Raw genomic sequence first — 23,398 nt, 5'->3', positions numbered from 1 at the left:
AGGGCAGTTTCTTGACAATAAAGTCGGTCATCTGAGCTCACCTGCAGGGTTAATCTCAGATGAAGGCTAAGTGCTTTACCTCAATAGGTAAATCAACAAATGTCGACTGCGAAGTCACCGATTCAGGACAAAGGCTGCGACCCTAATCTTCGGTCTGTTCCATGGCACGGGTCTCGCGTCCAAAATCATCGAATATGAAGTCTCCGACGACGGGCTGTTGGCCAACCTTCTTGCCTTCAATGTGGGCGTCGAAGTGGGGCAATTGCTAGCTCTGTTCGTGATCCTGATCGTCATGGGTTATTGGCGACGAAGCCCGAATTTCCTGCGCCAAGGCGCAATCGCCAACATGATTATGGTCTTCCTCGGCATCCTTCTGACGTACCAGCAGATAGCCGGTTACATCGCCAGCACATAAAGATTGGAGAAAAATAATGCATAACGCACCACAACCCAAACTCGAAGACCTACCCACATCCACCCAACTACGCCGCTCAACAGCTATCGCGGCGATTGGGGCCGTGGCCATCGGCGTCATGGTCTACCTGCCAGCAGAATACGGCACTGATCCGACAGGCGTGGGCAGCATTCTTGGCCTGACCCAGATGGGCGTGATCAAGCAGCAACTCTACGCAGAGGCGGCGGCTGACGAAGCACTTCATGGTGGTGATGAATCATCATCGCTCATGAATGACATCTTTGGCCTTTTTGTCTCAACGGCCCATGCGCAAGAAGCGTGGCAAGATGAGATCACTTTCACCCTCGCACCCAGCGAGTCGACCGAGATCAAGGCGACAATGGAGGAAGGTGCCACGCTGAGCTACACTTGGGTCGCCACTGGTGGGAGGGTCAACTTCGACCTTCATGCACACTCAGGCAGCGACGAGGTCACTTATGAAAGAGGCCGCGGCGAAACGTCAGGCGAAGGCAGCATCACAGCGCCTTTCGCGGGCGATCACGGCTGGTTCTGGCGAAACCGCGACGACATCGAGCTGACGGTTACGCTGCAACTGAGCGGTGCTTATAGCGAGATTGTGCGCGGCGAGTGATAAGTTCCGGTGGCCACCTGAAATCCGTTGTTCAGGTGGCCGCCACATAAGGCTCAGAGCGGCGAAGTATTGAGCTGCTGACACCATCCACTGTTATGAACGATTCACAGAACCGGACATTGGCGCATGCGCAGCGAAGGCACATTTTGTCCGCAATGTGTGAGTTCGTGCACAGTGCAGCGAAAGTCCGTTTCTGATCCTCGCGTCGAACGCTGCGTTCGAGCTTTCGCGTTCTGAAATGGTTTCTAAGTTGCTGTTGTGCTGAAATAAAACAGACAGAGCTAAAATGCCCACGACTCGCGAAACCATCCTCACCGTGCTGCACACCCTGCTGCAAGCACTGCCCGCCACAGCCTTGCGCGGCAACGTGCTGCCAGAGCGCATTCCTGCCTCTGGCGTGCTGATCTTGCGCGACGGCGAACCGGGGGATCCCGAGGTCACGCTCTCGCCTCTGCGCTACCATTACCAGCACCGAGCCGAGATCGAGGCGGTCGTGCAGGGTGCTGACCGTGACGCCACCTTCGATACCCTGACCGCCAGCATCGGCTCGGCGCTCGCCGCCGACCGCACTCTGGGCGGTCTCTGCGACTGGATCGAGGCGGAAGCGCCTCGCCCGGTCGATCTGCCAGTCGAGGGCGCGGCCAGCCTGAAGGCCGCCGTCATTCCGGTAGTCCTGCACTATTCCATGGCCGATCCGCTCGGCTGATCCCAACAATTCAAGGAGACTGATATGGCACGAGCCCAAGGGGCGCGGGCGCAGATGGCGCTTGCGTTCGAGACGAGTTATGGAACGCCCCCGGTGGGCGGGTTCACGAAAATGCCCTTCGCCAGCACTTCGCTGGGGGCGGAGCAGCCGCTGCTCAATTCCGAACTGCTGGGCTACGGCCGGGATCCGCTGGCGCCGATCAAGGATGCGGTGACGGCCGATGGTGATATTGTCGTGCCGATCGACGCCGAGGCCTTCGGGTTCTGGCTGAAGGCTGCCTTTGGTGACCCAACCACGACCGGAACCGGCCCCTGGACGCACGCGTTTCAGTCTGGTGCCTGGACGTTGCCCAGCCTGTCGATAGAGACCGGAATGCCAGAGGTGCCGCGCTATGCGATGTATTCGGGCTGCGTGCTCGACCAGATCAGCTGGCAGATGCAGCGCGCGGGGTTGCTGACCGCGACGGCCCGCCTCGTGGCACAAGGCGAGACCGTGGGCACAACGACAAGTGCAGGCACGCCCGCCGCTCTTGAACTTAAACGCTTTGGCCATTTCAACGGATCGATCACACGGAACGGCTCGGCCATTGGCAATGTCGTGTCGGTGGACATCGCCTATGCCAACAATCTTGACCGGATCGAAACCATCCGCTCGGACGGCCGTATCGACGGGGCGGACCCGTCCATTGCGGCGCTGACCGGCTCGATCGAGGTCCGTTTTGCCGATCAAACGCTGGTGACGCAGGCCTTCAATGGTGACCCCTGCGAGCTCACGTTTGCCTACGTCCTGCCTTCGGGCGCGAGCTTCACCTTCACGGTCCACGCCGTCTACCTGCCGCGCCCCCGGATCGAGATCTCCGGTCCGCAGGGCGTGCAGGCGACCTTCGACTGGCAGGCCGCGCGCGACAGCGTGGTTGGCCGGATGTGCACTGCCACCCTTATCAACGATATCGAGGTATACTGATGCTGACGCTTGACCTGACGAACGCGCCGCGCTGGCATGATCTGGCGCCAGGCGTACGTGTGCAGCTCCGGCCCCTGACCACGGCGCTGATGGTCGCGACGCGCAGCGACTCCGCCGTGGAGGCGGTGCCTGACGGTGCCTCCGACGAAGAGCGGGCTTTGGCTTTTGCCAAGGCGCTCGCTCGCCGCGCCACAATGGCTTGGGAGGGCATCGGTGACGCCAACGGCAGCCCCATCGATCCCAGCCCGGAAGCTGTGAACGCGCTTCTCGACATCTGGCCAATTTTTGAAGCCTTCCAGCTGACCTACGTCTCGAAGGGTCTGCTGCTGGAACAGGAAAAAAACGTCTCCGCGCTCTCGCCGAATGGTCCTTCGGCGGGGGCGACCGATACTGCGAGGGCTGCGAAGCGACGTGCCAAGACTGCCCGGCACGACTAAACCGGCCGCTCACATTTGAGGGCTGGCAGGTCTGGGACCTGGTTGGGCGCCTGGGTGGTCAGCTCCGGGTGCTGCCCGGCGCCGTGACTGGCTGGGACCTATCGGCCGCGCTGGCGCTCGCCGATGCGCTCGGCGTGCCACCCACCGCCACAGCGGAACTGCTGCCGATCATCGAAGCGGTGATGGTCACCAAACTCAACCAACAGATGGATCATTCCCATGGCTGAAAAACGCGTTTCTGTCCGCCTTGCGGCGGTCGGCGGACGACAGGTGCGCGCCGAACTGGAAGGGGTTGGCGAAGCCGGTGCCCGCGGCTTCGGGCGCCTCAGCCGCGAGATGGAGGCCGCGAATGCCCGCATGGCGGCGTTCTCACGGCGCGTTAAGATTGCCGCTGCGGCGGCTGTCGCCGCTGCTACGGCGGCCGGGGTCGCCATGGTGCGCAATGGGCTGCAGGTGGTCGATGCGCAGGCGAAGCTGGCGCAATCGCTCAGCACGACGGTGGAAAGCATCCAGGTGTTGGAGCGTGCCGCCGAACTATCGGGCGCGCGTTTTTCCGAGATCGAGGGTGGTGCCGCACGCCTGACGCGGCGCTTGTCGCTTTTCGCGGAGAATGGTGGCGGACCGGCGGCCAAGGCGATCGAGCGTTTGGGTCTCAACGCCCAGGCATTGCTGCGCTTGCCGCTTGATCAGCGGATCGATGCAGTCTCGCAGGCCATCCGCGCCAACGCCTCGGCCTCAGAGCAGGCGGCATTGTTCAGCCAGCTGTTTGGAGACCGGGCCTTCATTGCGATGCAGCGGGTGGATACGGCCACGCTGCGCCAGGCGACGGAGGACGTGCGAGCCTTTGGAGTTGTCGTCTCGGAAGCTGATGCCGACCAGATCGAACGCACCAACGATGCGATCTCGCGGCTCGGGTTGATCTGGCGGGGCCTGTCGAACCAACTGGCCGTTGCGGCGGCCCCTGCGCTGGAGGCGGTCGCAGAAGCCATGGCCGCGATGGCCAGCCGCACCGGACCCCTCGGCATTGCGATCCGGGGCCTGTTCGAGAACATCGGGCGCTTGACCACTTATGCTGCGACCTTCGTGGGCTTTCTGGCCGGACGCTGGGTGGCGGGGATGGCGGCGGCTGCCCTGTCAGTACGCGGTCTTGCAACCGCGCTGGTGTTCCTGCGTGGCGCGCTGGTCCGCACCGGGATCGGGGCACTCATCGTCGGTGCGGGCGAACTGATCTACCAGTTCGGCAAGCTGGTGAAGGCGGCGGGTGGCTTTGGTGAGGCCATGTCGTTGCTGAAGGACGTGGCGGCCGAGGCCTGGAACCGGATCAGTCTGAGCGCCTCTGCGTCCTGGGCGCGGATCGAGTCTGGCTGGGCCGCGATGCAGGCCACGATCTATGACGGGTTGCAGGCGACGTCGGACGCGATCGTTCGGTGGGCAAACAGCACGGTCGGTGCCTTTGTTGGGGCCTATGATGCGGTCAAAGCCACCTGGTCGATGCTGCCGCGGGCGATCGGGGACTTCACCTTCCAGGCTGCGAACGCGCTGATCGATGGCGTTGAGTCGATGATCAACGGGGTGATCACGCGGATTAACAGCTTCATCACGGCTCTGAATGCGGCGCTGGAGCTACTGCCGGGATGGGCGACGGGCGAAGGTGGCCTTTCGATCGGCACGCTCGGTCCGGTCGATCTGCCCGGTGTCACCAATCCGTTCACCGGTGCGGCAGCCGAGGCGGGCACGGCGGCGGGCGATGCGTTCCGGGCGGCTGCAGGTGTCGAATATCTCGGTCGGACGGATCGGTTCAGCGGCATGGCCGATGCCGCGCGCGGTCGGTCCGATGGCTACGGCGAGGCGGCTGTTATGCTGGCGCAGGCGGCACAGGGTCCGATGACCGCGTGGGAGCGGCTAAAGGAGTTGGTGACTGGCACCGGCACAGCGCTTGATGACGCGGTTCCTCCGGCGGTTCGCCTTGAGGAGACGCTCGACGAGGTCACCGCGTCTGCAAATGCAGCGGGCGCGGCGGGCCAGAAGGCGGGCGGTGACAGCAAGGCGGGCGCGGAGGCGGCGCTGACCGGCTGGGCCGCCGTTTCGGCGAAGCTGTCGGATTACGCGAAGGGCGCGATGGAGACCGGCGCGCAGATCGGCGATGCACTGGTCGGTGCGTTCCAGTCGGCCGAGAACGCGATCGATACATTCGTGAAGACTGGCAAGCTGTCGTTCAGGGATCTGACGACGTCACTGATCGCGGACCTGGCGAAGATCGGCGCGCGCAAGTTCATCCTCGGGCCTCTGTCCAAGGCTCTTTCTGGCGCGCTCGGCAACATGGGCGGGATGTTTGCCAACATCTTTCATGCGGGTGGCGTGGTCGGTGGCCCTGCACCCGGTCGGATGGTTCCGGCGATGGCGTTTGCAAATGCGCCGCGGATGCACAGCGGGGGCATGGCTGGCGTCGGGTCCAGTTCCGGTTTTGCGGGCCTTCGCCATGACGAGGTCCCAGCCATCCTGCAACGGGGCGAACGGGTGCTCTCGCGCCGCGAAGCGCAGGGCTATGGCCAGGAACAGGCATCCGCGCCAATCGTGAATGTCGCCATCAACGCGCGAGATGCCGAGAGCTTCCGCAAAAGCCGCACGCAGATCGCGGCGGATATCTCGAGGGCGGTGGCCATGGGCCGGAGGAATATGTAATGGCGTTTCACGAGGTCCGATTTCCCGACGATATCAGCCGCGGCGCGCGTGGTGGCCCGTCCCGGCGCACGCAGATCGTCGAACTCTCCTCGGGTGCTGAGGAACGCAATGCAAGCTGGTCCGACTCACGGCGCCGCTACGATTGCTCCTATGGCATTCGGCGCGCCGATGACCTTGCGGCTGTCGTGTCGTTCTTCGAGGCGCGCAACGGTCGGCTTTACGGATTCCGATTTAAGGATTGGGCTGATTACAAATCCTGCTTTCCCTCTCAAGTGCCGTCTGCCTCGGATCAGGTGATCGGTATCGGTGACGCGACGCAGACCGAATTCCAGCTTCAGAAGCTGTACACTTCTAGCTCACATTCATGGCCTCGGTCGATCGAAAAGCCTGTGACGGGTTCAGTTTTGGTCGCGTTCGACAGCGTCGATCAGCCGATCGGCTGGGCTGTTGATGCCGCGACCGGACTTATTACCTTCACAGTGGCACCTGGCGATGGCGTCGTGGTCACCGCAGGCTTCCAGTTCGACGTACCGGTGCGGTTTGATTCTGACGATCTGGATGTGACGCTCAGCTTCGAGCGGCTGGGGTCAATCACGTCCATTCCGCTGGTGGAAATCCGCAAGCGGGCCGAGGTGGTCGTGGTCGTGCCTCCAGTCGTGCCTCCCGTTGATCCGCCTGTTGATCCTCCAGTGGAGCCGGAACTGCCGACGTTTCTGTGGGCCGATGTGTTCGCCGACCATCGTTTGACACCGCCGTATCTGGACAACACCCCCGGGCAGGACTGGACCGGCTGGGGCGATACCGCCTCAAACTCGGCCGAGGTTCCTCTGGAATGGTTCCTTCACAACGTCCTGCCGAATGATGCGCCGACCGGAGCTATTGTGGACCTGGACAGCCCCAATGGCGCAATCCACATCAAGGGCCGAATGCAGCCTCCATCAAGATCGCGCGCGAAAAACGTTACGCTTGATCTGTCGGGCAACGTGATCGAACGCGGCGAAGGCGACGACTATTGGGGGCAATTCTTCCTCTGGGGCGAGAAGGTGAACGACCCGGCCATGACGAGCGAGGCGGTGATTGGGGCAGATTCCAGCGCGGGCGACACCGTGCTGTATCTGAAGGACCCCGATCCAGATACGGATGCGCTGCTGTCTGCCGCTGTGCCAGGGTCAATCATCGAGATCCGGACCAATACCACGCGCAAAAGCTACCATCCGGATGAAAGCCGCACGACCTGCTTCGTGGCGAGCATCAACGCAACCGCGAAGACCATCACGGTTCAGGATCCGCTCGAGATCGACGTGCCCAAGGATAACCCGGTGGGCAGCTGGGAAACGTCCGATCCCTCGACCGTCACGCTGCTGCAGGGCTCGCTGTTGCAGAATAACGCCGCAGCGGGGTCCAGCACGATCGTGATGGCCAATGCCCTGGGCCTTTCCGTTGGCGACTGGCTGGTCGTCGGCACTGCGGAACTGCCGGGGCATCTGAACAACCAGTTTATGGATTTCCTGGTGGATCCGAACCAGATCGGGCCAGATTTGGACATCACGTATCCGGCCGACTATGGTGGCACGCTGATCGCGATTAATGAGGAGCTGCACCAGATCGCGGTGATCACCGGCAATACGGTTACGCTCGCGGGTACGCTGGGCAAGAACAAACTGGTGGCTTGGCAGGCCTTCGCTTTCAAGGTCGATCCGATCGAAGACTTCACGCTGATTGGCGGCAGCTTCGTCGGTGCCAAGGCGCACGGCAGCGCGGCAGCCTGGGACCACCAGTACATCTGGTGCCGGTTCATGGTGAACAGCCTGATCCGCGATTGCGCGTTCGACACCGATCCGACCAAGACGACCAACCTCCGGCGCACCGGCCAGGCGGTCCGATTTGACACCGGCGACGGCAATGTGATGGATAATCTGACCATCGGTCGCCCGGGCTCGATCTCCGCTGGCGAGGGCTACGGCGTGTCGTTCCGCAAGGGCGAGCGCAACTCGGTCATTCGCAACAGCTATATTGAAGGCTGTCGTCACTCGATTGAGTTCTGGTCCAGTTCGGGCGGCTGCATCGCCGAGGACAACCATTGCGCACACGACACATCGTCGTCGATCGACACCCACGGCAATTGGAACACCGGGATCATCATCCGCCGAAACCTGGTTACCCGGGATCGGACCAGCGCGGCTGTCTCGCCGGACCTGGATCCGAATGAGGCGACCGACGCGATCCGGATCGGCAACAACAAGTTCATCTTTGACGAAAACATTCAGGTCCTGGACAACCAGGTGATCGGCTACGACGGCAACGCGCTGTCCATCGTTCCCGGTTGCTGGGATGTGACCGTTGACGGGCTCATCATCGACAGGTGCTGGCGCATTCTGAACATGAAGCAGAATTCGCGCCACAGCGACCTGTTCATGCGGGACATCGTTATCCGCAACGTGAACGCGATCAACATCAAAGACCGTTGGCTGGACATCCGCCACAACAGCCACAATGGCAGCCGGATGCAGGCCAAGGGTCTATTGCTGAAGGATTGGACCATCGGTGCGGCGGGACCCACTGGTCTGCCCGCCAACCCCGAACCCGGAACTGAGGTCACAGGAATGTACTTTCTGCACGTCGATGGCCTGACGCTCGAGAACTGGACCATCACCGATGCGAACCTGACCAACGACAACTGGCTCATGGTCTTCGACGAGATCAACGACGTCACGCTCACGAACGTAGTTATCGACTGCCTTGCCTCGGGCGAAGCGGACAAGGGCATCAACTTCAACAACGCCACGAACATCCGAGGCGGGATCACGCTCACGGGCCTCTTGCCGCCGCAGGGCGGGGGTGATCCGTTCCTTGTGTACTTCAATGACGGCACTGGGACGCCATCCTCGACGGACACTGCGCTCACGATCACCCACGATCTGGGCGCGTCGCCGAAGGTTCTGGGCGGGCCGCCAGCAGGCTTCGCACTCAACCTGGTGCAGGTTTGACGCTGCCCGCTCCGACCAGCTGATAGAGGATTGTCATGACACTTGAGGAAGAGCAGCGCTGGCGCGAGCGCGGCGTGGAATTCGGCCGCCTGCAGGCGGGCCTTCAGGATGCGCTGCGGCGGCTGGAGCGCACCGAGATGAAGCTGGAGAAGCTCATTTGGTGGATCATGATCACAGGTGTCGGCGCGGCCATGGGCTCTGCCAGCTACGTCATCCGCCTCATTGCAGAGGGTCTTTGACATGCAGATTGTTTCACCGGCGCTGATCACGGCGGCCGCGTTCAGCGCCGTGGTCGGCTACACGCTGCCCGACCTCCAGCACGCGTTGGATCCACCGCCCATCGTGGTGCATGCGCTGTCTGTCACGGAGGACCGCTGTTCCTGGCAAGGGGTCGAATACGAGGGCTGCGTCGTTCAGCAGCGCACCGTCCACGCGAGCGGCGAATTCTTTTTCGCGGCCTGGAATGCGGCAGTGCTGTTTGACGACACGCGGCGTCCGGTACCGGGCTGCGCTGGCGACGGTGCCTGGCAGTATCGGGTCGGCTATTCCGCTGCGGAAATCCCACTGCCCATCTGGGTCGGCAGCGAGGACTGCACCTTTGAAAAGCTGCGCGCCACCTATGGCGATCGAGAATTCCGGCTCCTGGCCTCCTGGCACTGGGGCTCGGACCAAAGCACGAACCTCAGCGCGGCGTTCACGCTGACTGAGTGATCCCTGGCCTCGGACGCGGGGTAATTTCTAAAAACTAGGAGGACTTCATGCGCAAGACGTATCATTTGGCACGCGCCGAGATTGGCACGGTGGAATGGGCTGAGGGGAGTAATCCCACAGTCGACCGGTATTTTGACGATGTCGGGTTTCCGACGATGAGGGACGACACCGCCTGGTGCGCGGCCTTTGTCGGCGCGATGCTGCATCGCTCCGGGTTGCCGCATACGCGCAAGCTCACCGCTCGCTCGTATCTCGATTGGGGCAAGCCGGTTGATCTGAACGATGCCGAAGCTGGCGACGTTGTGATCTTCTGGCGCGGCTCGCCGGAAAGCTGGACAGGCCATGTGGCGTTCTTCGTTCGGCGCGAGGGCGCGCGGATCATCGTGGTTGGTGGCAATCAGCGGGATCAGGTCAGCGAGACCGGGTATCCGGAGGCGCAGCTGCTCGGCGTGCGGCGCATGACGCTCACCTCGAAAACCCAAAGCACGACGCTTCGGGCGGCGGCGGGTGCCGCGGTCGCGGGCGCGGGCGGTGTGGCGGCAGCGGTCGGTCAGCTTGATCCAGCCGCGCAGTCGATACTGATTGGCGCGTCCTGCCTGGTCGGGCTCGGGCTGCTGTGGATCGTGCGCGAGCGTCTGCAAAAATGGGCCGAGGGCGATCGGTGATTGTCCGCTGGATCAGGGGCTGGATGGTAGCGGTCGCGTTGACGATCGCGGCCATCTTCACGGCGTTCATGCGCGGTGCTGCCGAGGGGCGGCGCAAATCAAAGGACGAGGCCAATGAAGCGACGCAGGAAGCAATGGAGCGTGGGCGAAAGGCTGTGGGGGATGGGCGCGGTGGCGCTCCTGTTGACCGGCTGCGCGACAACGACGGTCGGTGGTAGTGCGGGGTGCCAGGCCTATGCGGAGGCGCGTCTGTCTCTTCCGCCTGTGGAGACGATCGCGGATGTTCCGGCGCCTTGGGCGGAATGGGTGGCGCGGACCGACGATCGGATGACGGGGACCTGCCGATGAAGTCGCTTTCGCCACAGCTGCAGGGGCACCTTGATGACGGCACGACGACGCTGTCCTGGTGTTGGCGCATCACGCGGCTCGATGGCGTCGTTTATGGCTTCACCGACCACGATCGCGCGCTCGCCTTTGGTGATACGGTCTTTGAGCCGGAGGCAGGGCTGACGGCTTCGGAGATCCGCTCCGACTCTGATCTGTCGGTGGATTCCCAGGATGCAGAGGGCGTGCTGCGCTCCGATCGGATCAACGAGACCGATATCCTCGACGGGCTCTGGGACAATGCTGACGTTGAGGTCTGGCGGGTGAATTGGGCCGATACCGCGCAGCGGGCCCTGCTCCGGCGGGGCTCTATCGGTGAAATCCGGCGCGGTCGGGTTTCCTTCGTCGCGGAGGTGCGCTCGATGGCGCACGTCCTTGGCCAGACGCTCGGCCGGACCTACCAATCTGGGTGTGATGCTGCCGTTGGGGATACGCGGTGCGGCGTGAACATCGAAGCGGCGGCCTATCGGGGTTCCGGCGTGGTCGCGGGGCTTGCTGGTGATCGTGGCTTCACCACCTCGGGTCTGGCCTCATTCGCGTCGGGCTGGTTTGCACTGGGCACAATCGCGTGGTCTGAGGGTGCGAACGCGGGCCGGATCGCTGAAGTCGCGGCTCATGACCTGGCGAGCGGCGTGGCCACGGTGCAGCTGCTGGAGCCTCCAGTTCGGGGGATCGCGGACGGCGATGCGTTCGTGATCCGGGCCGGGTGCAACAAGCGCATCGAGACCTGTGCTTCCAAGTTTTCGAATGTCGCGAATTTCCGGGGGTTTCCGAATATCCCAGGTCAGGACGCGGTGATCCGTTTTGCCACGAAGAGCGGCGGACATTCCGGAGGGGTGCTGTGATGTCAGCTGATCGCGTGATAGCGTCAGCTCGGTCTTGGCTTGGGACGCCTTACCACGACCAGGCCAGCCTGCGGGGTGTCGGCTGCGATTGTCTCGGTCTGGCGCGCGGGGTTTGGCGGGATGTGATCGGCGACGAGCCGTTTCCCATGCCACCCTATAGTCGGGATTGGGGCGAGACCGGTGCGCACGAGGTCATCGCCGAAAGTGCCCGGGGCGTCATGCCGGAGGTTCTGCCTGCGGAAGCCGGTCCTGGCGATATGCTGGTGTTCAGGATGATGCCGCGGGCCATTTCGAAGCACATCGGGATCCTCACGCGGGACGGGACCTTCGTCCATGCCTACGAGCGACTTGGCGTGATCGAGGAGGCCATGTCCGAGTCCTGGCGGCGGCGCATCGCCTTTGCCTTCCTGTTTCAAAAGAATGAGGAAACCGAAGGTTTACAGCCATAAAGCTAGAAGTTCCGGCCCACTGCGGACCTTCAACCAAAGCGCGGCGAACGGCAATTCGGAGCCCATTGCGAAAGAGTCAAATCTTCGCTGCGAGCGCAAGCAGCACGAAAACATGCTACGCCGACGTGACATCGTCGCCGCAGCGCAGAGACGAATGCGGTCATTCAAGCAATGTGCAGCAAATGGAAGCCACGAAATTAGACAACGCGTCTTTGGCCGGCATTTCAAATGCGGATCTTTTGGCAACTACATATCTCAGCAAGTCGTCCTCGAGACACAGCCGAGGACGACTTATAATTGCGAACACCTTCAAATCACAAGCCTAACGCGTTTTGATAACGGGGTAGACGACTTGCACGACTCACTCCTTGGGTTGAACGGCCCGAAGTACCGGGTAAAACTGAGTAAAAACGAAGTCTGTGTCGGCACTTGCCTCGTGACAAGAATTGCACGATTCCGTCGGAAACGCTTGTGCTGTTGTTTCGTATGGTTCTGGTTTGTGGCCAAAGCTGTAATAGACCCAACCACCGGGCTCGTCAGCGAAACGTTCCGTATCTTTGACCGTCAGCTCAAGTCCAGAAAACTCACCTTGAAAGTATCCCTGTCCGGATACCTCAAAACAGGCCCCTGTCTCTTCATCGCAGTTGTCGCCCTCGTGAAGTAGCGTCAATTCTTTAGCGATCTGGGTGCCATTGGCCCATTCTCCAGTATCGACATAATGAGCAAAGGCACTTGGTTCGACATAAACGTTATGGAACTCAGGGAAGGCGGCCTCGCCCCCGTTGAGCGCGTTTGGCGTCAACGGCGCGCCAACAAAAATCCATTGCCGCCAATCGGTTGGCGAGTTGACGGCCCCTGCGTCGTTATAGGTTGGACCGTTGATGTTCTGAGCAACAGCTGCCCCGGCAATAAGTGTTAAGGTCATTGCAATCGAAATTCTCTTCATAACTAACCATCCTGTTTTATTATCGATATTCTGAAGTTCAATCATATCAGTTTTGACCTCGCCGATCAGTTATGGTTTTAGTAACTATCAGGAATAGTAAAATATCGTATTCCTTGCTGGTCAAAGCTACTCACGGAGACAATGAAGATGGACATCCGCCGCATCAGATATTTCATCACGTTTTGCGAGACGCTCAATTTTTCGGAAGCTGCTCGTCAGCTTGGCTTGTCTCAACCGGCACTATCCAAGGCGATCAGAAAACTTGAAGATGAAATAGGCGGCCCTTTGATCCGTCGCGAAGGGATCAAGACGCACCTGACGCATCTGGGTCGGTTGATGCATGAACAGCTTCAAAAAGTTGACGCAACAACGTTACAGGCTGAACTGGCTGCAAAAAAAGCTCGTCAATGGGGACATGCCACAGATTCAGATAGCGGTCATGTGTACCATCGGACCAAGTCGATTTTGCGCATTCCTTCAGGAATGGCGCAAGAAATATCCAGAGGTGGAAATTGTCCTGCGCAATGCGGATCGTGACAAGATTGGGGATATGCTGCTGAGCGGCTACGTCGATTGCGCGCTTGTTGGGGGGCCACTGTCGAACGAGCCCAGATTTAAATACACGGAACTTTTTAGGGAAGACATGGTGGTTGCATTTTCGCCAGAGCACCGCTTTTCAAGGCTCAACACCGTGGACCTGGAACAGATCATGCAGGAACCTTATCTGGACCGGCTGAATTGCGAATTTCGAGACACTTTTATGACCGAGAGCGCACGGGTGGGCCACGAAATCCAATTTGCGGCGCGCAGCGAGCGTGAAGACTGGATTCAGACACTGGCTCGTGGCGGCTTGGGTGTCACAATCTTGCCCGTTGGATCGGTAATTGTCGAAGGCCTGGAAACCCGCCCGATTGGAGCAGCAGCACTGCGACGCAACGTTTCTCTTGCCGCTCCGTTTGGTCGAGAGGACACCGTGCATTTGCGCTCCCTGCTCTCAGCGCTGCGCAGGTTTGACTGGAAATCTAAAGCTTAGTTGGACGGGTTCGTACTAGCAGACGCGTAGTAATTTCCAAATTGACGCCTGATTTTCGCAAGCTTTGGGTCGATATAGGTCTTGCAAAATGGCCTTTCGCTATTTGTTCGGTAATAATCGTGAAATTGTTCAAGCGACGGTTTGAAGCCGTCGAAGGGCAATACCATTGTGACGATCTTGTCTGCAAAGCCGCCTTGCAATTTCTCCAGTACAGCGGATGTCTCAGCTGCAACTTGTTGCGATAACACATAGATAGAACTGCGGTATTTGCCACGCATCTTGTGAGGCGAAGTGCTGGCGTGGGTTCTTAAGTGCACGTCGATCAGGACGTCCAACGGGATAACGCTTGAATCGAAAGTAATCAGAGCCGCCTCCGAGTAGCTATCATGCGGCGCATGGGATTTGATGAACCCCTGCTCTACTTTGGTGACCCCGCGCAGGGATTGGAACACGGCCTCTGTGCACCAGTGACATCCCCCACCAAAGCCGATTTTTACTGTGGCCATAGCAAACCCTCTTAGATTTAGCGGCCTGAGCGCGAGGCCTGTCCGATCCATTTGGAAAGCGGTGCGGCCGAAATTCCATGCAGGATGATCGACAAAAAGACAGTCATTGAAACACAGGCCAAAAGTTCTTCTTCGCCGGGGAAGTCGAATTCATCCATCATGATCAGCGTGAACAGGATCGAGGCGATGCCCCGTGGCCCGAACCACCCCAAAAATAGCTTTTCACGCAGCGCCAGACCTGTGCCCATAAGGGAGACAAATATGGGTAGCATGCGCACCACGGTTAGAAAAAGCAGGGCCAGCACAACAGCGCCCCAGGTCATGTGTTCCAAACCATCTGGCAGCAACAACGCACCAAAGATGAGGAAAGCAAACATGGTGAGCAATTGTCCGACGCCTTCCATGAATTCCCCAATGAAGTGGATTTCGTGGCGATACGTATTCCCGAAAACCATCCCAGCGACGAAGGCCGCGATGAAACCGTTTCCGCCGATGATCTCAGACCCGATGAAGGCCACAAAGGCTACGGCAAGAAACGCAACGCCACCAGCCGCTTCAGCGATCAAGTCTTTGTCTTGGGCCACGTCCATCGCCTTTGCCGCGCACCACCCAATTGCAAGGCCAACAAGAGGACCCAGCAGGATTTGCATCATCGCGGACATCGCGAGGCCATCAGTATGTGCGCCCTCCATTGTCGCTGACGCCAGAATGGCCCCCAGCAAGACAAACGGCAGCACCAATCCGTCATTGAGGCCACTTTCGACATTGATCGTCTGGCGCAGATGCTCTGGCACGTCCTTGCTCGACACAACAGTTTGACCCAGTGCCGCATCCGTCGGGGTCAACACAGCGGCGGTTAGCAAGGCCATCGCCAGCCCGCTTTCAGGGCTGAGAAGATAGGCGACCACCATCCCCAGCCCAATCGTCAACGGTAATCCTACAACCAACATTCGGGCGGGAACACCGACGTACTTGCGCAATGACATGAACCGCACGTGGCTAGCATCCGTGAACAGCACAAGCACCAGCGTGATCTCGGCCAAAAGGCGTGCGCCTTCGTCCAATGTTTCGGGTTCGGCGGCCATTTCCAACGGTACAGCACACAGATAGCCGATGACCATAAAGATGATCGGCAATGTCAGGATCGTTTTAGAGATCGCCTTTGTCAAAAGTGAATAGACGAAGATGCAGATCAGAACCCCGACCAAAACCAATTCTTGTGCGCTGTGGGACAGATCCATTTTAGGTTTCCTGAACCGGCGTCGCGCCTTGGGCCAGCTTGAGCCGTGTCCAAAGATTCATGTTGATCACAATGGCCGCAATTTCAGCAATTTCGGTGTCAGAGAAATGATCAGTCATCGCTTGGTGAAGCGGTGGGAATCCCGCAAGGTCGTAATCCGTCAGCCCTTCACAATAAGCCAACGCAACCAGTTCGGCTGGCGAAAACATCGTGCTCTCGGGCCAACTGGCCAAGTGCGCCACCTTAGCGGAGTGTATGCCTTGGTCGTGGGCGGCTTTGGTGTGCAGGATCAAGCAATAGGAACAGGCGTTCATCTGCGCAACGCGCAGGCGCAAGAGTTGGGCGAGTTTGGCATCTACCGACATGTCTGCGGTGTAGCCCACGGACTTCGCCATCTCCTTGGCGATGCCGTGAAAGGCGACCAGATCAGGGTCAAATCGTGTATTTGTGAAAGTTATATCGTCCATTTCTTGTCCTTCAGTTGGAATTTTTTCGCGCCATTCTGCGCGGGTTGCACCCACGCGCCGCAGAAACAGACAGGTCAGGCGTATGTTATGATCCGCGTTTACAAGACGTTCGAATACTTCGGTTGCGACCTTCGCCACTGTTCGGCACCGCACCGTACGGACCAAGGGAGCGCTGTCGCAAAAGACAGCAAAACTGATGGCCTTCACCCTTATCCAAGCGGCTTCAAAGAAATGGTTGCGCCTCAAAGGCAAAAATCAGTTGCCAAAAGTCATCGAAGGAATCAAGTTCACAGACGGTATCGAACAGAACAACGATACCGAAAACCGCGCCGCCTGATGATGCGCGTCACCCAAATTCAAGCATAGCTCAGGTCTGGCCCGTTCGTGACGCGAAATTCAGTAAGGCGAACAAGCCCTGCACCGCTACCAGTGCGCAGCACGGCGACACGGCCCTCGCCGTTATGTGCTCTATCGGCGTCTCGAAAGGTGCCACTGGCAACTTCGGTCAGGACCAAATCAGCGGGGAGGCTTTCCGAAACTTCGCGGTCGATCCACAGTGGTGACGCAAGGTACCAGAATGCGTTTCCTGTGATAAATCCAAATAAGAAGACGGGAATCACGATCTTTAAAAAACGTGCCATAGACATCCTTTTCGATGTGCTTGCTACTGTTATTATCCAATTGGACATGCAGAGGAAGGTTTATCCCGCACTGACCCCTCAAAACGAAGGCGCGCGCCCGGACCTTCCAAGGTCAATTCTTGATCACAGCCATTTTTTCTTGGGTCATGTCGTGCATGGTATACCCGATCCCGCCAGTGCCATATCCCGATTGCCTGCGCCCGGCAAATGGCATCCAGTCAACACGAAATGCGGTATGGTCATTCACCATAACGGCCGTCGCATCAAGGTGCTGAACCGCCTGCATCGCCACTTTAAGGTTTTGTGAATATACCGACGCTTGAAATGCAAAGGGCAGGCCATTGGCCTGATCGATGGCCGCGTCGATACTGTCGTATTCATAGACGCAGACAACGGGCCCGAAAACTTCATTCTGGGATAATTTCACGTCTTTCGGCACACCCAGCAGGACCGAAGGCGCATAGGTTGTCGCGCTGATCTTGTCGCCACCTGTTAGGATTTGTGCGCCAGCCTGTTCTGCCTCTGCCACCCAGTCAGCCACGCGGTCAACCTCGCGCGGGCGGATCAACGGGCCTGCTTGCGTGGTTGCGTCTATCGCGTTCCCCACGACGAGTTGCGACGCGGCAGACCCGAGCCGTTCTGCAATCTCTTCCGCCATGTCTTTGGGCGCGAACACACGCTGCACTGACACGCAGACCTGACCAGAATGGTAGAACCCGCCTTTGACGAGGTCCGGGATCATCGCGTCAAAATCGGCGCTTTTGTCCACGATCACCGGGGCGGCTCCGCCGTGTTCTAACGCACAGCGTGTGCCGGGGGCCAATTTGGACCGCAACATCCAGCCGACCTTGGCCGAGCCGATAAAGCTAAAGAATGCAACGCGCGGATCGGTGACCAGTTTTTCGGCGGTTGCGAGGTCGCAAGGCACAAAGCGGCACCATTCTTCAGGCAATCCCGCCTCAAGCAGAATATCGACAAAGGATTTGCACGACAGTGGTGTGTCATCGGCGGGTTTGACCAAGACCGGGCACCCCGTCGCAATGGCGGGGGCCACCTGATGCACAATCAGGTTCAGCGGGTGATTGAACGCTGATATTGCAACGACCGGCCCGATTGGTTCGCGCTGCGTAAATGCGATCCGCCCTGCACCCGCCTGCGTCAAATCCATCGGGATTTGTTCCCCTGCCAGACCTGCGATTTCGTGAACACACAGGCGGACACTATCAATCGCGCGGGTCACTTCGATGCGTGCATCCACCAAAGGCTTGCCACCCTCGTTAGCGATCTGGAAGGCCAGATCTTCGAACCTGTCCTGCATCAGCGTGGCCGCTTTTGTCAGGATCGCGGCCCGTTGATGGGCTGGCAGCCACGCCTTGCGGGTTTTGTGCAGCTGCGTCGCGACTTTCAAAGACCCGTCGATATCATCCCACCCGACCAGCGGCACTGAACCAATCGTGGTCAGATCGAACGGGTTTACGACCTCTAGCGTGCCGGTCATAGCAAACACGCCTTGGCCGCCAGTTCATCGATTAGCGCTTTTTGGTTTTCAGAGTAATCAACTGGCAAATCAATCAGATGCACACCACCTGCTGCAAAGGCCGCCTCGAACGTTGTCAGTAAATCATCCGCCGCCATGATCCGGTGGCCTGTCGCGCCATAGCTTTCGGCATATTTCACGAAATCGGGATTTTCGAATTCCAAGCCCCAGTCATCAAACCCCGCAGCCGATTGTTTCCAGCGGATCATGCCATAAGAGCTGTCGTTCAGCACCAGCACAACAAGGTTCAGCTTCATCCGAATTGCTGTCTCAAGTTCCTGACTGTTCATCATAAACCCGCCATCACCGCAAATCGCCATGACGCGGCGTTCAGGGTGGACAAACGCCGCAGCCATCGCCGAAGGCAGACCCGCGCCCATCGTGGCAAGCGCATTGTCCAACAGGACAGTATTTGGTTCATAGGCTTTGTAATTGCGCGCGTACCAGATTTTATAAATCCCGTTATCCAGCGCGATAATATCCGTGTCGCCCATGGCCCTGCGGGTGTCGGCCACAAAACGCTGCGGGGTGACAGGGAAACGCGGGTCATCGACGCCTTCACCAAGGTGGTGTTCAACCTCTGCGCGCACCGTTTCAAAATACCGCGTATCAAGGTTCAAATCGCCCCCAACCGCGTCTTGCAGCTGCGCGATTGAGGCCGCCATATCGCCGACAACTTCGACTTGGGGGAAGTAGACCTCGTCTACCTTTGCCGATTTATAGTTGACGTGGATTACCTGTTTGCCGCCGACCTCCATGAAAAATGGGGGTTTTTCAATCACGTCATGACCGAAATTGATAATCAGGTCAGATCGGTCAATGGCGCAGTGCAAATAATCATTATCCGACAATGCCGCGGTTCCAAGGAAAAGTGCGGAGCGTTCATCAACCACGCCTTTGCCCATTTGGGTGCAGAAAAACGGGATGCCGGTGGTATCGATGAAATCCGACAAAGCGCTGCGCACGTCCTTGCGGTTCGCCCCCGCCCCCAACAAAACCAGCGGCATTTTGGCTGCGCGGATCAGGTTGGCGGCGGCGCCGATGACAGTGTCACAAGCCTGCGCATAATAACGCGGGTGCGGCGGGATTACGACCGCATCGCAAGGTTCCTCGGCAATGTCTTCGGGCAATTCCAACAACACCGCACCCGGTCGTTCCTCGCTTGCCAGACGAAAGGCCTCGCGGACCAAAGCGGGGATCGTGTTGCCGTGCACGATCTGTCTGGACATTTTGCAAATCGGATCGAACAGGTTCACGACATCAATGATCTGGAACTGGCCCTGTTTGGATGTCTTGATGGGTTTCTGACCAGTGATCATGATCAAAGGAAAGCCACCCAGATGGGCATAGGCGGCCGGTGTGGCAAAATTGGTCGCCCCGGGCCCAAGTGTCGCCATGCACACACCCGGTTTTCCCGTCAAACGGCCGTAGGTCGCGGCCATGAATGCCGCCCCCTGTTCATGCCGGGTCAGGATCAATTTGATGGTCGAGGTGCGTAACGATTCAACCAGATCAAGGTTTTCTTCGCCGGGAACGGCAAAGATTTCTGTGACGCCCTCTGCCTCAAGGGCTTTGACAAAGAGGTCCGAGGCTTTGATCGTTGGCGTGGCGGGATTGGTCATGGTAAAATCATCCTATGAAAGCGCGTTTTAAGGGTTAAAGGTCATCGCCTAAGCTGCGGGGGCTGGCCTGTAGTCGGGCAGGATTTCCTTGTTGGGGAAACGATCCTCCATCTGCACGGATGTTCCGTCGGGCCGCACGATCCGCACATGTTTGCGCGACAACAGCCGTGGTCGCCCAACGCCGCACGAATGCGCGATGACTTCGACTTCATGCACCAGATTGAGGCAGAAATTGGCGACTTTTACCGATTTTTCAGCCGGATTCAGGCCCTTTTGCAAACGCTTGTTGTTTGTCGTAATTCCCGTGGGACAGGTATTTTTGTTGCATTTCAGCGATTGGATACAGCCCAGCGAAAACATGAAACCGCGTGCGGAATTGACAAATTCAGCACCCGTTGCCAGCGCCCAAGCGACCTCTGACGGTGTGACAAGCTTACCAGACGCGATGACCTTAACGCGGTCGCGCAGCCCGTGTTCGACCAGTACATCCACGACCAGAGGCAGCGATTCCTTAATTACCAGTCCAACGTTATCCATCAAAGGCATCGGTGCCGCACCCGTGCCGCCATCACCACTGTCTACGGTGATGAAATCGGGTGCGGATTGGATGCCACGGCGGTGGACTTCCTCGGCCACATCCGACAACCAACCGTAGGCGCCCACGACTGCCTTGAACCCAACCGGCTTGCCGGTGACATCGCGGATGTGGTTGATCATATCCAGCAAAGACGCCGCATCGTTAATCTCGGGGTGGCGGTTGGGAGAGATTGAATCCTCGCCCTCAGGAATACCGCGAATGGCCGCAATTTCGGCATTCACCTTGCGACCCGGAAGAATCCCGCCCTTGCCGGGCTTCGCACCTTGGCTCAGCTTGAGTTCGAACATTTTGACTTGGTCATGGGCCGCGACTTCGCGGAGTTTGTCGTCCGACAATTTTCCGTCTGCACCCCGCACGCCGTATTTGGCCGTGCCGATCTGAAAAACGATGTCTGCGCCACCCTCCAGGTGATAGGGTGACAAACCACCCTCACCGGTGTTCATCCAACATCCCGCCATCTTGGCACCTTTTGACAAGGCCTGAACGGCTGGGGTGGAAAGTGCGCCATAACTCATCGCGGAAACGTTAAAGAACGAAGGCGCGTCATAGGGCTGCGGACACCCGTCGCCGATGCGCAGCGGTTGCACCTCGACTGCGTCATCGTCCAACGTGGGATAGGGACAGTTGACAAATATTGCCGTTCCGGGCGCCGTCAGCACCTTGCTAGACCCGAACGCCACAGTGGTATCGGCACCCTTTGCCGCCCGTCCGATCCAGTCACGCTCAGCACGGTTAAACGGCATTTCTTCGCGGTCCATCGCAAAGAAATACTGTCGAAAGAATTCGCCCAAAGTCGTAAACAGTGACCTGAACCGGCCCAAAACGGGGTAATTCCGGCGCACCGCGTCTTTGGATTGCGTAATGTCGATGACAAACATCACCGCGATCGCCAACACCGCCAGCCCCATCAAAAAGATGAATGCTGTGGTGAAGAAATTGATATTGGTCATGACGAAAGTGTCGAAAATAGACTGCATGAAACTGCCCCTTACGGGTTGTTGGGTTATGGTGGCGTGGGTGTGGACGTCCGTGGCCCGCTATGCGGCGGGCGCGGTCTGCGGGGTGCTATCAAGAGCGACGACGACCAGAACCGTGGCGCCAAAGAACCAGTAATAGGCCGCGTCCAGCCCGACGAAGCCCAGCACAAAAGGTGCCGCGATGAAGACCACGCCGACCATAAAATCAACGGCAAGGTGCAGCTTATAAGGTAGGATGCGCACAAGCCCGAACTGATGATCGGTAAAAATCGTCAGCACAAAGGCGGCCACACCAGTGGCAACAGATAGCCAGAACGCCAGTGGATGCGTTGCACCCAGCCCAAAGATTAACGGCATCGCGATCAAGCCAAGAGCGACAGGGTAGTCCAGATAGGCATGCAGGGTTTTGTTCATGAAACGGATCATTTTGAATACTCTCTTTAGGGTTGGGCCAATAATTTGGCGTGCATTGGCTGGACGTTACCCCAGTAACTGCGTACAAATCAGCTATCGTTTCGATAACTAGTAGTATCGATCGATCATCGCGTAAGATGGACCGACACGACTTATCAAGAAGGCATTGAAGATGGATATTCGCCGCACCCGTTATTTTGTTGCACTATGTGAAACGTTAAACTTTTCAGAAACCGCACGCAGGCTGGGCCTGTCACAACCCGCGTTGTCCAAGGCGGTGCGCAAGCTTGAGGACGAAATCGGCGGCACCCTGATCCGGCGCGAAGGCACACGGACGCACCTGACGCATTTGGGTCGCTTGATGCAAGAACAGCTCAAAAAGGTTGATGAAACCGTCCAGCGCGCAGAACTGACTGCACAGCGTCTGGTCAACGGCGAGACACCACAAGTCCAGATCGCGGTGATGTGCACTATCGGGCCCACTCGGTTTCAGGCGTTCTTGCGGCAGTGGTGCAAAGAAAACCCCGGCGTTGAAGTTGTCTTGCGCAATGCCGACCGTGACAAAATCAACGAGATGTTGATCAGCGGATTTGTCGATTGTGCCCTTGTGGGCGCTACCCTGAAAGATGAACCGCGCTTTAAATATACTGAACTTTACGGCGAAGACATGGTCGTCGGTTTCGGCCCCGATCATCGGTTCAATCGGCAAAATACAATCACACTGGAACAGGTCACACAGGAACTATATCTGGACCGGCTGAATTGTGAATTTCGCGATACATTCATCGAAGAAACCGCACGGCAAGGGCTGCCCGTCAACTTCGTGGCACGTAGTGAACGTGACGACTGGATACAAACACTTGCTGTTGCTGGCGTGGGGGTGACAATCTTGCCCGTCGGATCAGTGATTATCGAGGGGCTGCAAACCCGCCCGCTCAGCGGGCAGACCTTGGGCCGTACTGTTTCGCTCTCGGTTCCATACGGTCGCGAGGATACAAAGTATCTGCGGTCGATACTGTCGGCCGCCCGTCAGTTTAACTGGAAAGCCGAACAGTAACCGGACAACCAAGATAATGGTCTATGATTTGACAAGGCTCACACAGGTCTTCAATTACGATGCGTTAAGAGTGAGCCAAAATATAAGGGCTTTGTACATTAGAGGCGGGGTTTATCGTTTCTGTACTTGATTGCACCCGCCCCGAAAGGCCTAACAGGCACCATCCGTGCACAATCAAGAATCTTGGTGAATAGAAATAGAATATGAGTGTTGCGGCAATTGGATGTACACTGCTGGAACCTACACAGCACGGGACTTTGCCGCAATCTGAACTCATTGAACGAATGACCACTTACCCGTTTTTGGCTTCTCAATGGCCGCTCTGGTGAATTCCGCTGCGTTGCAAAATGCTCGCCGCTGCAAGCGCGAGGAAATGCTGCGTCAGCAATAGCTGCGACTGCATAAAGCGGCTTTGTCCGCACTGTGTAAGTTCCTGCACGGTGCAGCGAAGGTCTGCAATCCGCCCTCTCTGCCCAACCTGACCA

At 58.5% G+C, this 23,398-nt stretch carries 24 protein-coding genes and 2 pseudogenes; 17 read left to right on the top strand and 9 right to left on the bottom strand.

All coding sequences use genetic code 11. From position 1 onward, the window contains the following. Positions 1 to 91 precede the first annotated feature (91 nt). From ROA7023_RS18895 to ROA7023_RS18830, 13 genes and pseudogenes are all read left to right on the top strand, one after another. The gene (locus ROA7023_RS18895; protein ID WP_442475990.1) at positions 92 to 415 is read left to right on the top strand and encodes a HupE/UreJ family protein; all 324 of its coding nucleotides are present in this window, start codon (positions 92 to 94) and stop codon (positions 413 to 415) included. Positions 416 to 431: 16 nt separating this feature from the next. Beyond that, positions 432 to 1,046, top strand: coding sequence for a transmembrane anchor protein (locus tag ROA7023_RS18890; RefSeq protein ID WP_085880574.1), 615 nt, complete (start codon positions 432 to 434; stop codon positions 1,044 to 1,046). Between the two features lie 286 nt (positions 1,047 to 1,332). Beyond that, positions 1,333 to 1,752: an acyl-CoA transferase gene (locus ROA7023_RS18885; RefSeq protein ID WP_085880573.1), complete on the top strand. Its 420-nt coding sequence runs from the start codon at positions 1,333 to 1,335 to the stop codon at positions 1,750 to 1,752. A 24-nt stretch (positions 1,753 to 1,776) separates the two neighbouring features. Beyond that, on the top strand, positions 1,777 to 2,715 hold the full coding sequence (locus ROA7023_RS18880; protein WP_085880572.1) for a phage tail tube protein: 939 nt from the start codon (positions 1,777 to 1,779) through the stop codon (positions 2,713 to 2,715). Beyond that, positions 2,715 to 3,152: a hypothetical protein gene (locus ROA7023_RS18875; RefSeq protein ID WP_085880571.1), complete on the top strand. Its 438-nt coding sequence runs from the start codon at positions 2,715 to 2,717 to the stop codon at positions 3,150 to 3,152. The genes ROA7023_RS18880 and ROA7023_RS18875 overlap by 1 nt, the downstream gene beginning before the upstream one ends. A gap of 68 nt (positions 3,153 to 3,220) precedes the next feature. Next, complete coding sequence (locus ROA7023_RS18870) at positions 3,221 to 3,379, top strand: DUF7697 family protein (protein ID WP_234992331.1); 159 nt, start codon at positions 3,221 to 3,223, stop codon at positions 3,377 to 3,379. Further along, positions 3,372 to 5,834, top strand: a complete 2,463-nt coding sequence (locus tag ROA7023_RS18865) for a phage tail tape measure C-terminal domain-containing protein (protein ID WP_085880569.1) — start codon at positions 3,372 to 3,374, stop codon at positions 5,832 to 5,834. The genes ROA7023_RS18870 and ROA7023_RS18865 overlap by 8 nt, the downstream gene beginning before the upstream one ends. Then, positions 5,834 to 6,457: pseudogene (locus tag ROA7023_RS25280) on the top strand (phage distal tail protein, Rcc01695 family); the annotation flags it as partial. The gene ROA7023_RS18865 and the pseudogene ROA7023_RS25280, both read left to right, overlap by 1 nt. A gap of 2,399 nt (positions 6,458 to 8,856) precedes the next feature. Then, a complete protein-coding gene (locus ROA7023_RS18855) occupies positions 8,857 to 9,060 on the top strand; it encodes a hypothetical protein (RefSeq protein WP_085880567.1) in 204 nt (67 codons plus the stop codon). A 1-nt stretch (position 9,061) separates the two neighbouring features. Further along, entirely contained in the window at positions 9,062 to 9,532 is a 471-nt protein-coding gene (locus ROA7023_RS18850) for a hypothetical protein (protein WP_085880566.1), read from the top strand. Positions 9,533 to 9,579: 47 nt separating this feature from the next. After that, entirely contained in the window at positions 9,580 to 10,197 is a 618-nt protein-coding gene (locus tag ROA7023_RS18845) for a TIGR02594 family protein (RefSeq protein WP_085880565.1), read from the top strand. 344 nt (positions 10,198 to 10,541) lie between these two features. After that, entirely contained in the window at positions 10,542 to 11,426 is an 885-nt protein-coding gene (locus ROA7023_RS18835; protein WP_085880563.1) for a phage/gene transfer agent baseplate hub protein, read from the top strand. Beyond that, the gene (locus tag ROA7023_RS18830) at positions 11,426 to 11,875 is read left to right on the top strand and encodes an NlpC/P60 family protein (protein WP_085880562.1); all 450 of its coding nucleotides are present in this window, start codon (positions 11,426 to 11,428) and stop codon (positions 11,873 to 11,875) included. The genes ROA7023_RS18835 and ROA7023_RS18830 overlap by 1 nt, the downstream gene beginning before the upstream one ends. 361 nt (positions 11,876 to 12,236) lie before the next feature. On the opposite strand, the gene ROA7023_RS18825 is transcribed toward ROA7023_RS18830, so the two are convergent. After that, the gene (locus ROA7023_RS18825; RefSeq protein ID WP_234992329.1) at positions 12,237 to 12,866 is read right to left on the bottom strand and encodes a cytochrome P460 family protein; all 630 of its coding nucleotides are present in this window, start codon (positions 12,864 to 12,866) and stop codon (positions 12,237 to 12,239) included. A 96-nt stretch (positions 12,867 to 12,962) separates the two neighbouring features. On the opposite strand from ROA7023_RS18825, the gene ROA7023_RS24025 reads away from it, so the two are divergent. Together ROA7023_RS24025 and ROA7023_RS18815 are read left to right on the top strand one after the other, a co-directional pair. Beyond that, on the top strand, positions 12,963 to 13,358 hold the full coding sequence (locus tag ROA7023_RS24025; protein ID WP_143535645.1) for a LysR family transcriptional regulator: 396 nt from the start codon (positions 12,963 to 12,965) through the stop codon (positions 13,356 to 13,358). Continuing rightward, positions 13,261 to 13,854 (top strand): LysR family transcriptional regulator substrate-binding protein, encoded by a 594-nt coding sequence (locus ROA7023_RS18815; protein WP_159458587.1) that lies wholly within the window; start codon positions 13,261 to 13,263, stop codon positions 13,852 to 13,854. Before ROA7023_RS24025 ends, ROA7023_RS18815 begins: the two co-directional genes overlap by 98 nt. Here ROA7023_RS18815 and ROA7023_RS18810 read toward each other — a convergent pair. Genes ROA7023_RS18810 through ROA7023_RS18800 form a run of 3 tightly spaced genes read right to left on the bottom strand, consistent with a single transcriptional unit; the run spans position 13,851 to position 15,965 of the window. Then, on the bottom strand, positions 13,851 to 14,360 hold the full coding sequence (locus ROA7023_RS18810; RefSeq protein ID WP_085880559.1) for a peptide-methionine (S)-S-oxide reductase: 510 nt from the start codon (positions 14,358 to 14,360) through the stop codon (positions 13,851 to 13,853). The genes ROA7023_RS18815 and ROA7023_RS18810 overlap by 4 nt on opposite strands. Positions 14,361 to 14,377: 17 nt before the next feature. Further along, complete coding sequence (locus tag ROA7023_RS18805) at positions 14,378 to 15,601, bottom strand: cation:proton antiporter (protein WP_085880558.1); 1,224 nt, start codon at positions 15,599 to 15,601, stop codon at positions 14,378 to 14,380. Position 15,602: 1 nt separating this feature from the next. After that, positions 15,603 to 15,965, bottom strand: coding sequence for a carboxymuconolactone decarboxylase family protein (locus ROA7023_RS18800; RefSeq protein WP_234992333.1), 363 nt, complete (start codon positions 15,963 to 15,965; stop codon positions 15,603 to 15,605). A 223-nt stretch (positions 15,966 to 16,188) separates the two neighbouring features. Between ROA7023_RS18800 and ROA7023_RS18795 the strand changes: the two are divergent. Beyond that, positions 16,189 to 16,404, top strand: a pseudogene (locus ROA7023_RS18795) (IS256 family transposase); the annotation flags it as partial. Between the two features lie 19 nt (positions 16,405 to 16,423). Here ROA7023_RS18795 and ROA7023_RS24020 read toward each other — a convergent pair. From ROA7023_RS24020 to ROA7023_RS18775, 5 genes are all read right to left on the bottom strand, one after another. Next, positions 16,424 to 16,708 carry a hypothetical protein gene (locus tag ROA7023_RS24020; RefSeq protein ID WP_143535644.1) on the bottom strand — a complete coding sequence of 95 codons (285 nt, stop codon included), beginning with the start codon at positions 16,706 to 16,708 and terminating at the stop codon, positions 16,424 to 16,426. Positions 16,709 to 16,820: 112 nt separating this feature from the next. Then, positions 16,821 to 18,206, bottom strand: a complete 1,386-nt coding sequence (locus tag ROA7023_RS18790) for an aldehyde dehydrogenase family protein (RefSeq protein ID WP_085880556.1) — start codon at positions 18,204 to 18,206, stop codon at positions 16,821 to 16,823. Further along, entirely contained in the window at positions 18,203 to 19,867 is a 1,665-nt protein-coding gene (locus ROA7023_RS18785) for an acetolactate synthase large subunit (protein ID WP_085880555.1), read from the bottom strand. The genes ROA7023_RS18790 and ROA7023_RS18785 overlap by 4 nt, the downstream gene beginning before the upstream one ends. A 48-nt stretch (positions 19,868 to 19,915) precedes the next feature. Then, entirely contained in the window at positions 19,916 to 21,442 is a 1,527-nt protein-coding gene (locus ROA7023_RS18780; RefSeq protein ID WP_200812553.1) for an FMN-binding glutamate synthase family protein, read from the bottom strand. Positions 21,443 to 21,502: 60 nt separating this feature from the next. Further along, complete coding sequence (locus ROA7023_RS18775) at positions 21,503 to 21,868, bottom strand: SPW repeat domain-containing protein (protein WP_085880554.1); 366 nt, start codon at positions 21,866 to 21,868, stop codon at positions 21,503 to 21,505. 160 nt (positions 21,869 to 22,028) lie between these two features. On the opposite strand from ROA7023_RS18775, the gene ROA7023_RS18770 reads away from it, so the two are divergent. Then, complete coding sequence (locus tag ROA7023_RS18770) at positions 22,029 to 22,913, top strand: LysR family transcriptional regulator (RefSeq protein WP_085880553.1); 885 nt, start codon at positions 22,029 to 22,031, stop codon at positions 22,911 to 22,913. The last annotated feature ends 485 nt before the right edge of the window (positions 22,914 to 23,398 follow it).

The sequence above is a fragment of the Roseisalinus antarcticus genome (assembly GCF_900172355.1).
GTDB classification, from domain to species: domain Bacteria; phylum Pseudomonadota; class Alphaproteobacteria; order Rhodobacterales; family Rhodobacteraceae; genus Oceanicola; species Oceanicola antarcticus_A.
The sequence above is the reverse complement of the archived record's forward strand: the minus strand, read 5'-3'. Positions and strand labels throughout refer to the sequence as shown.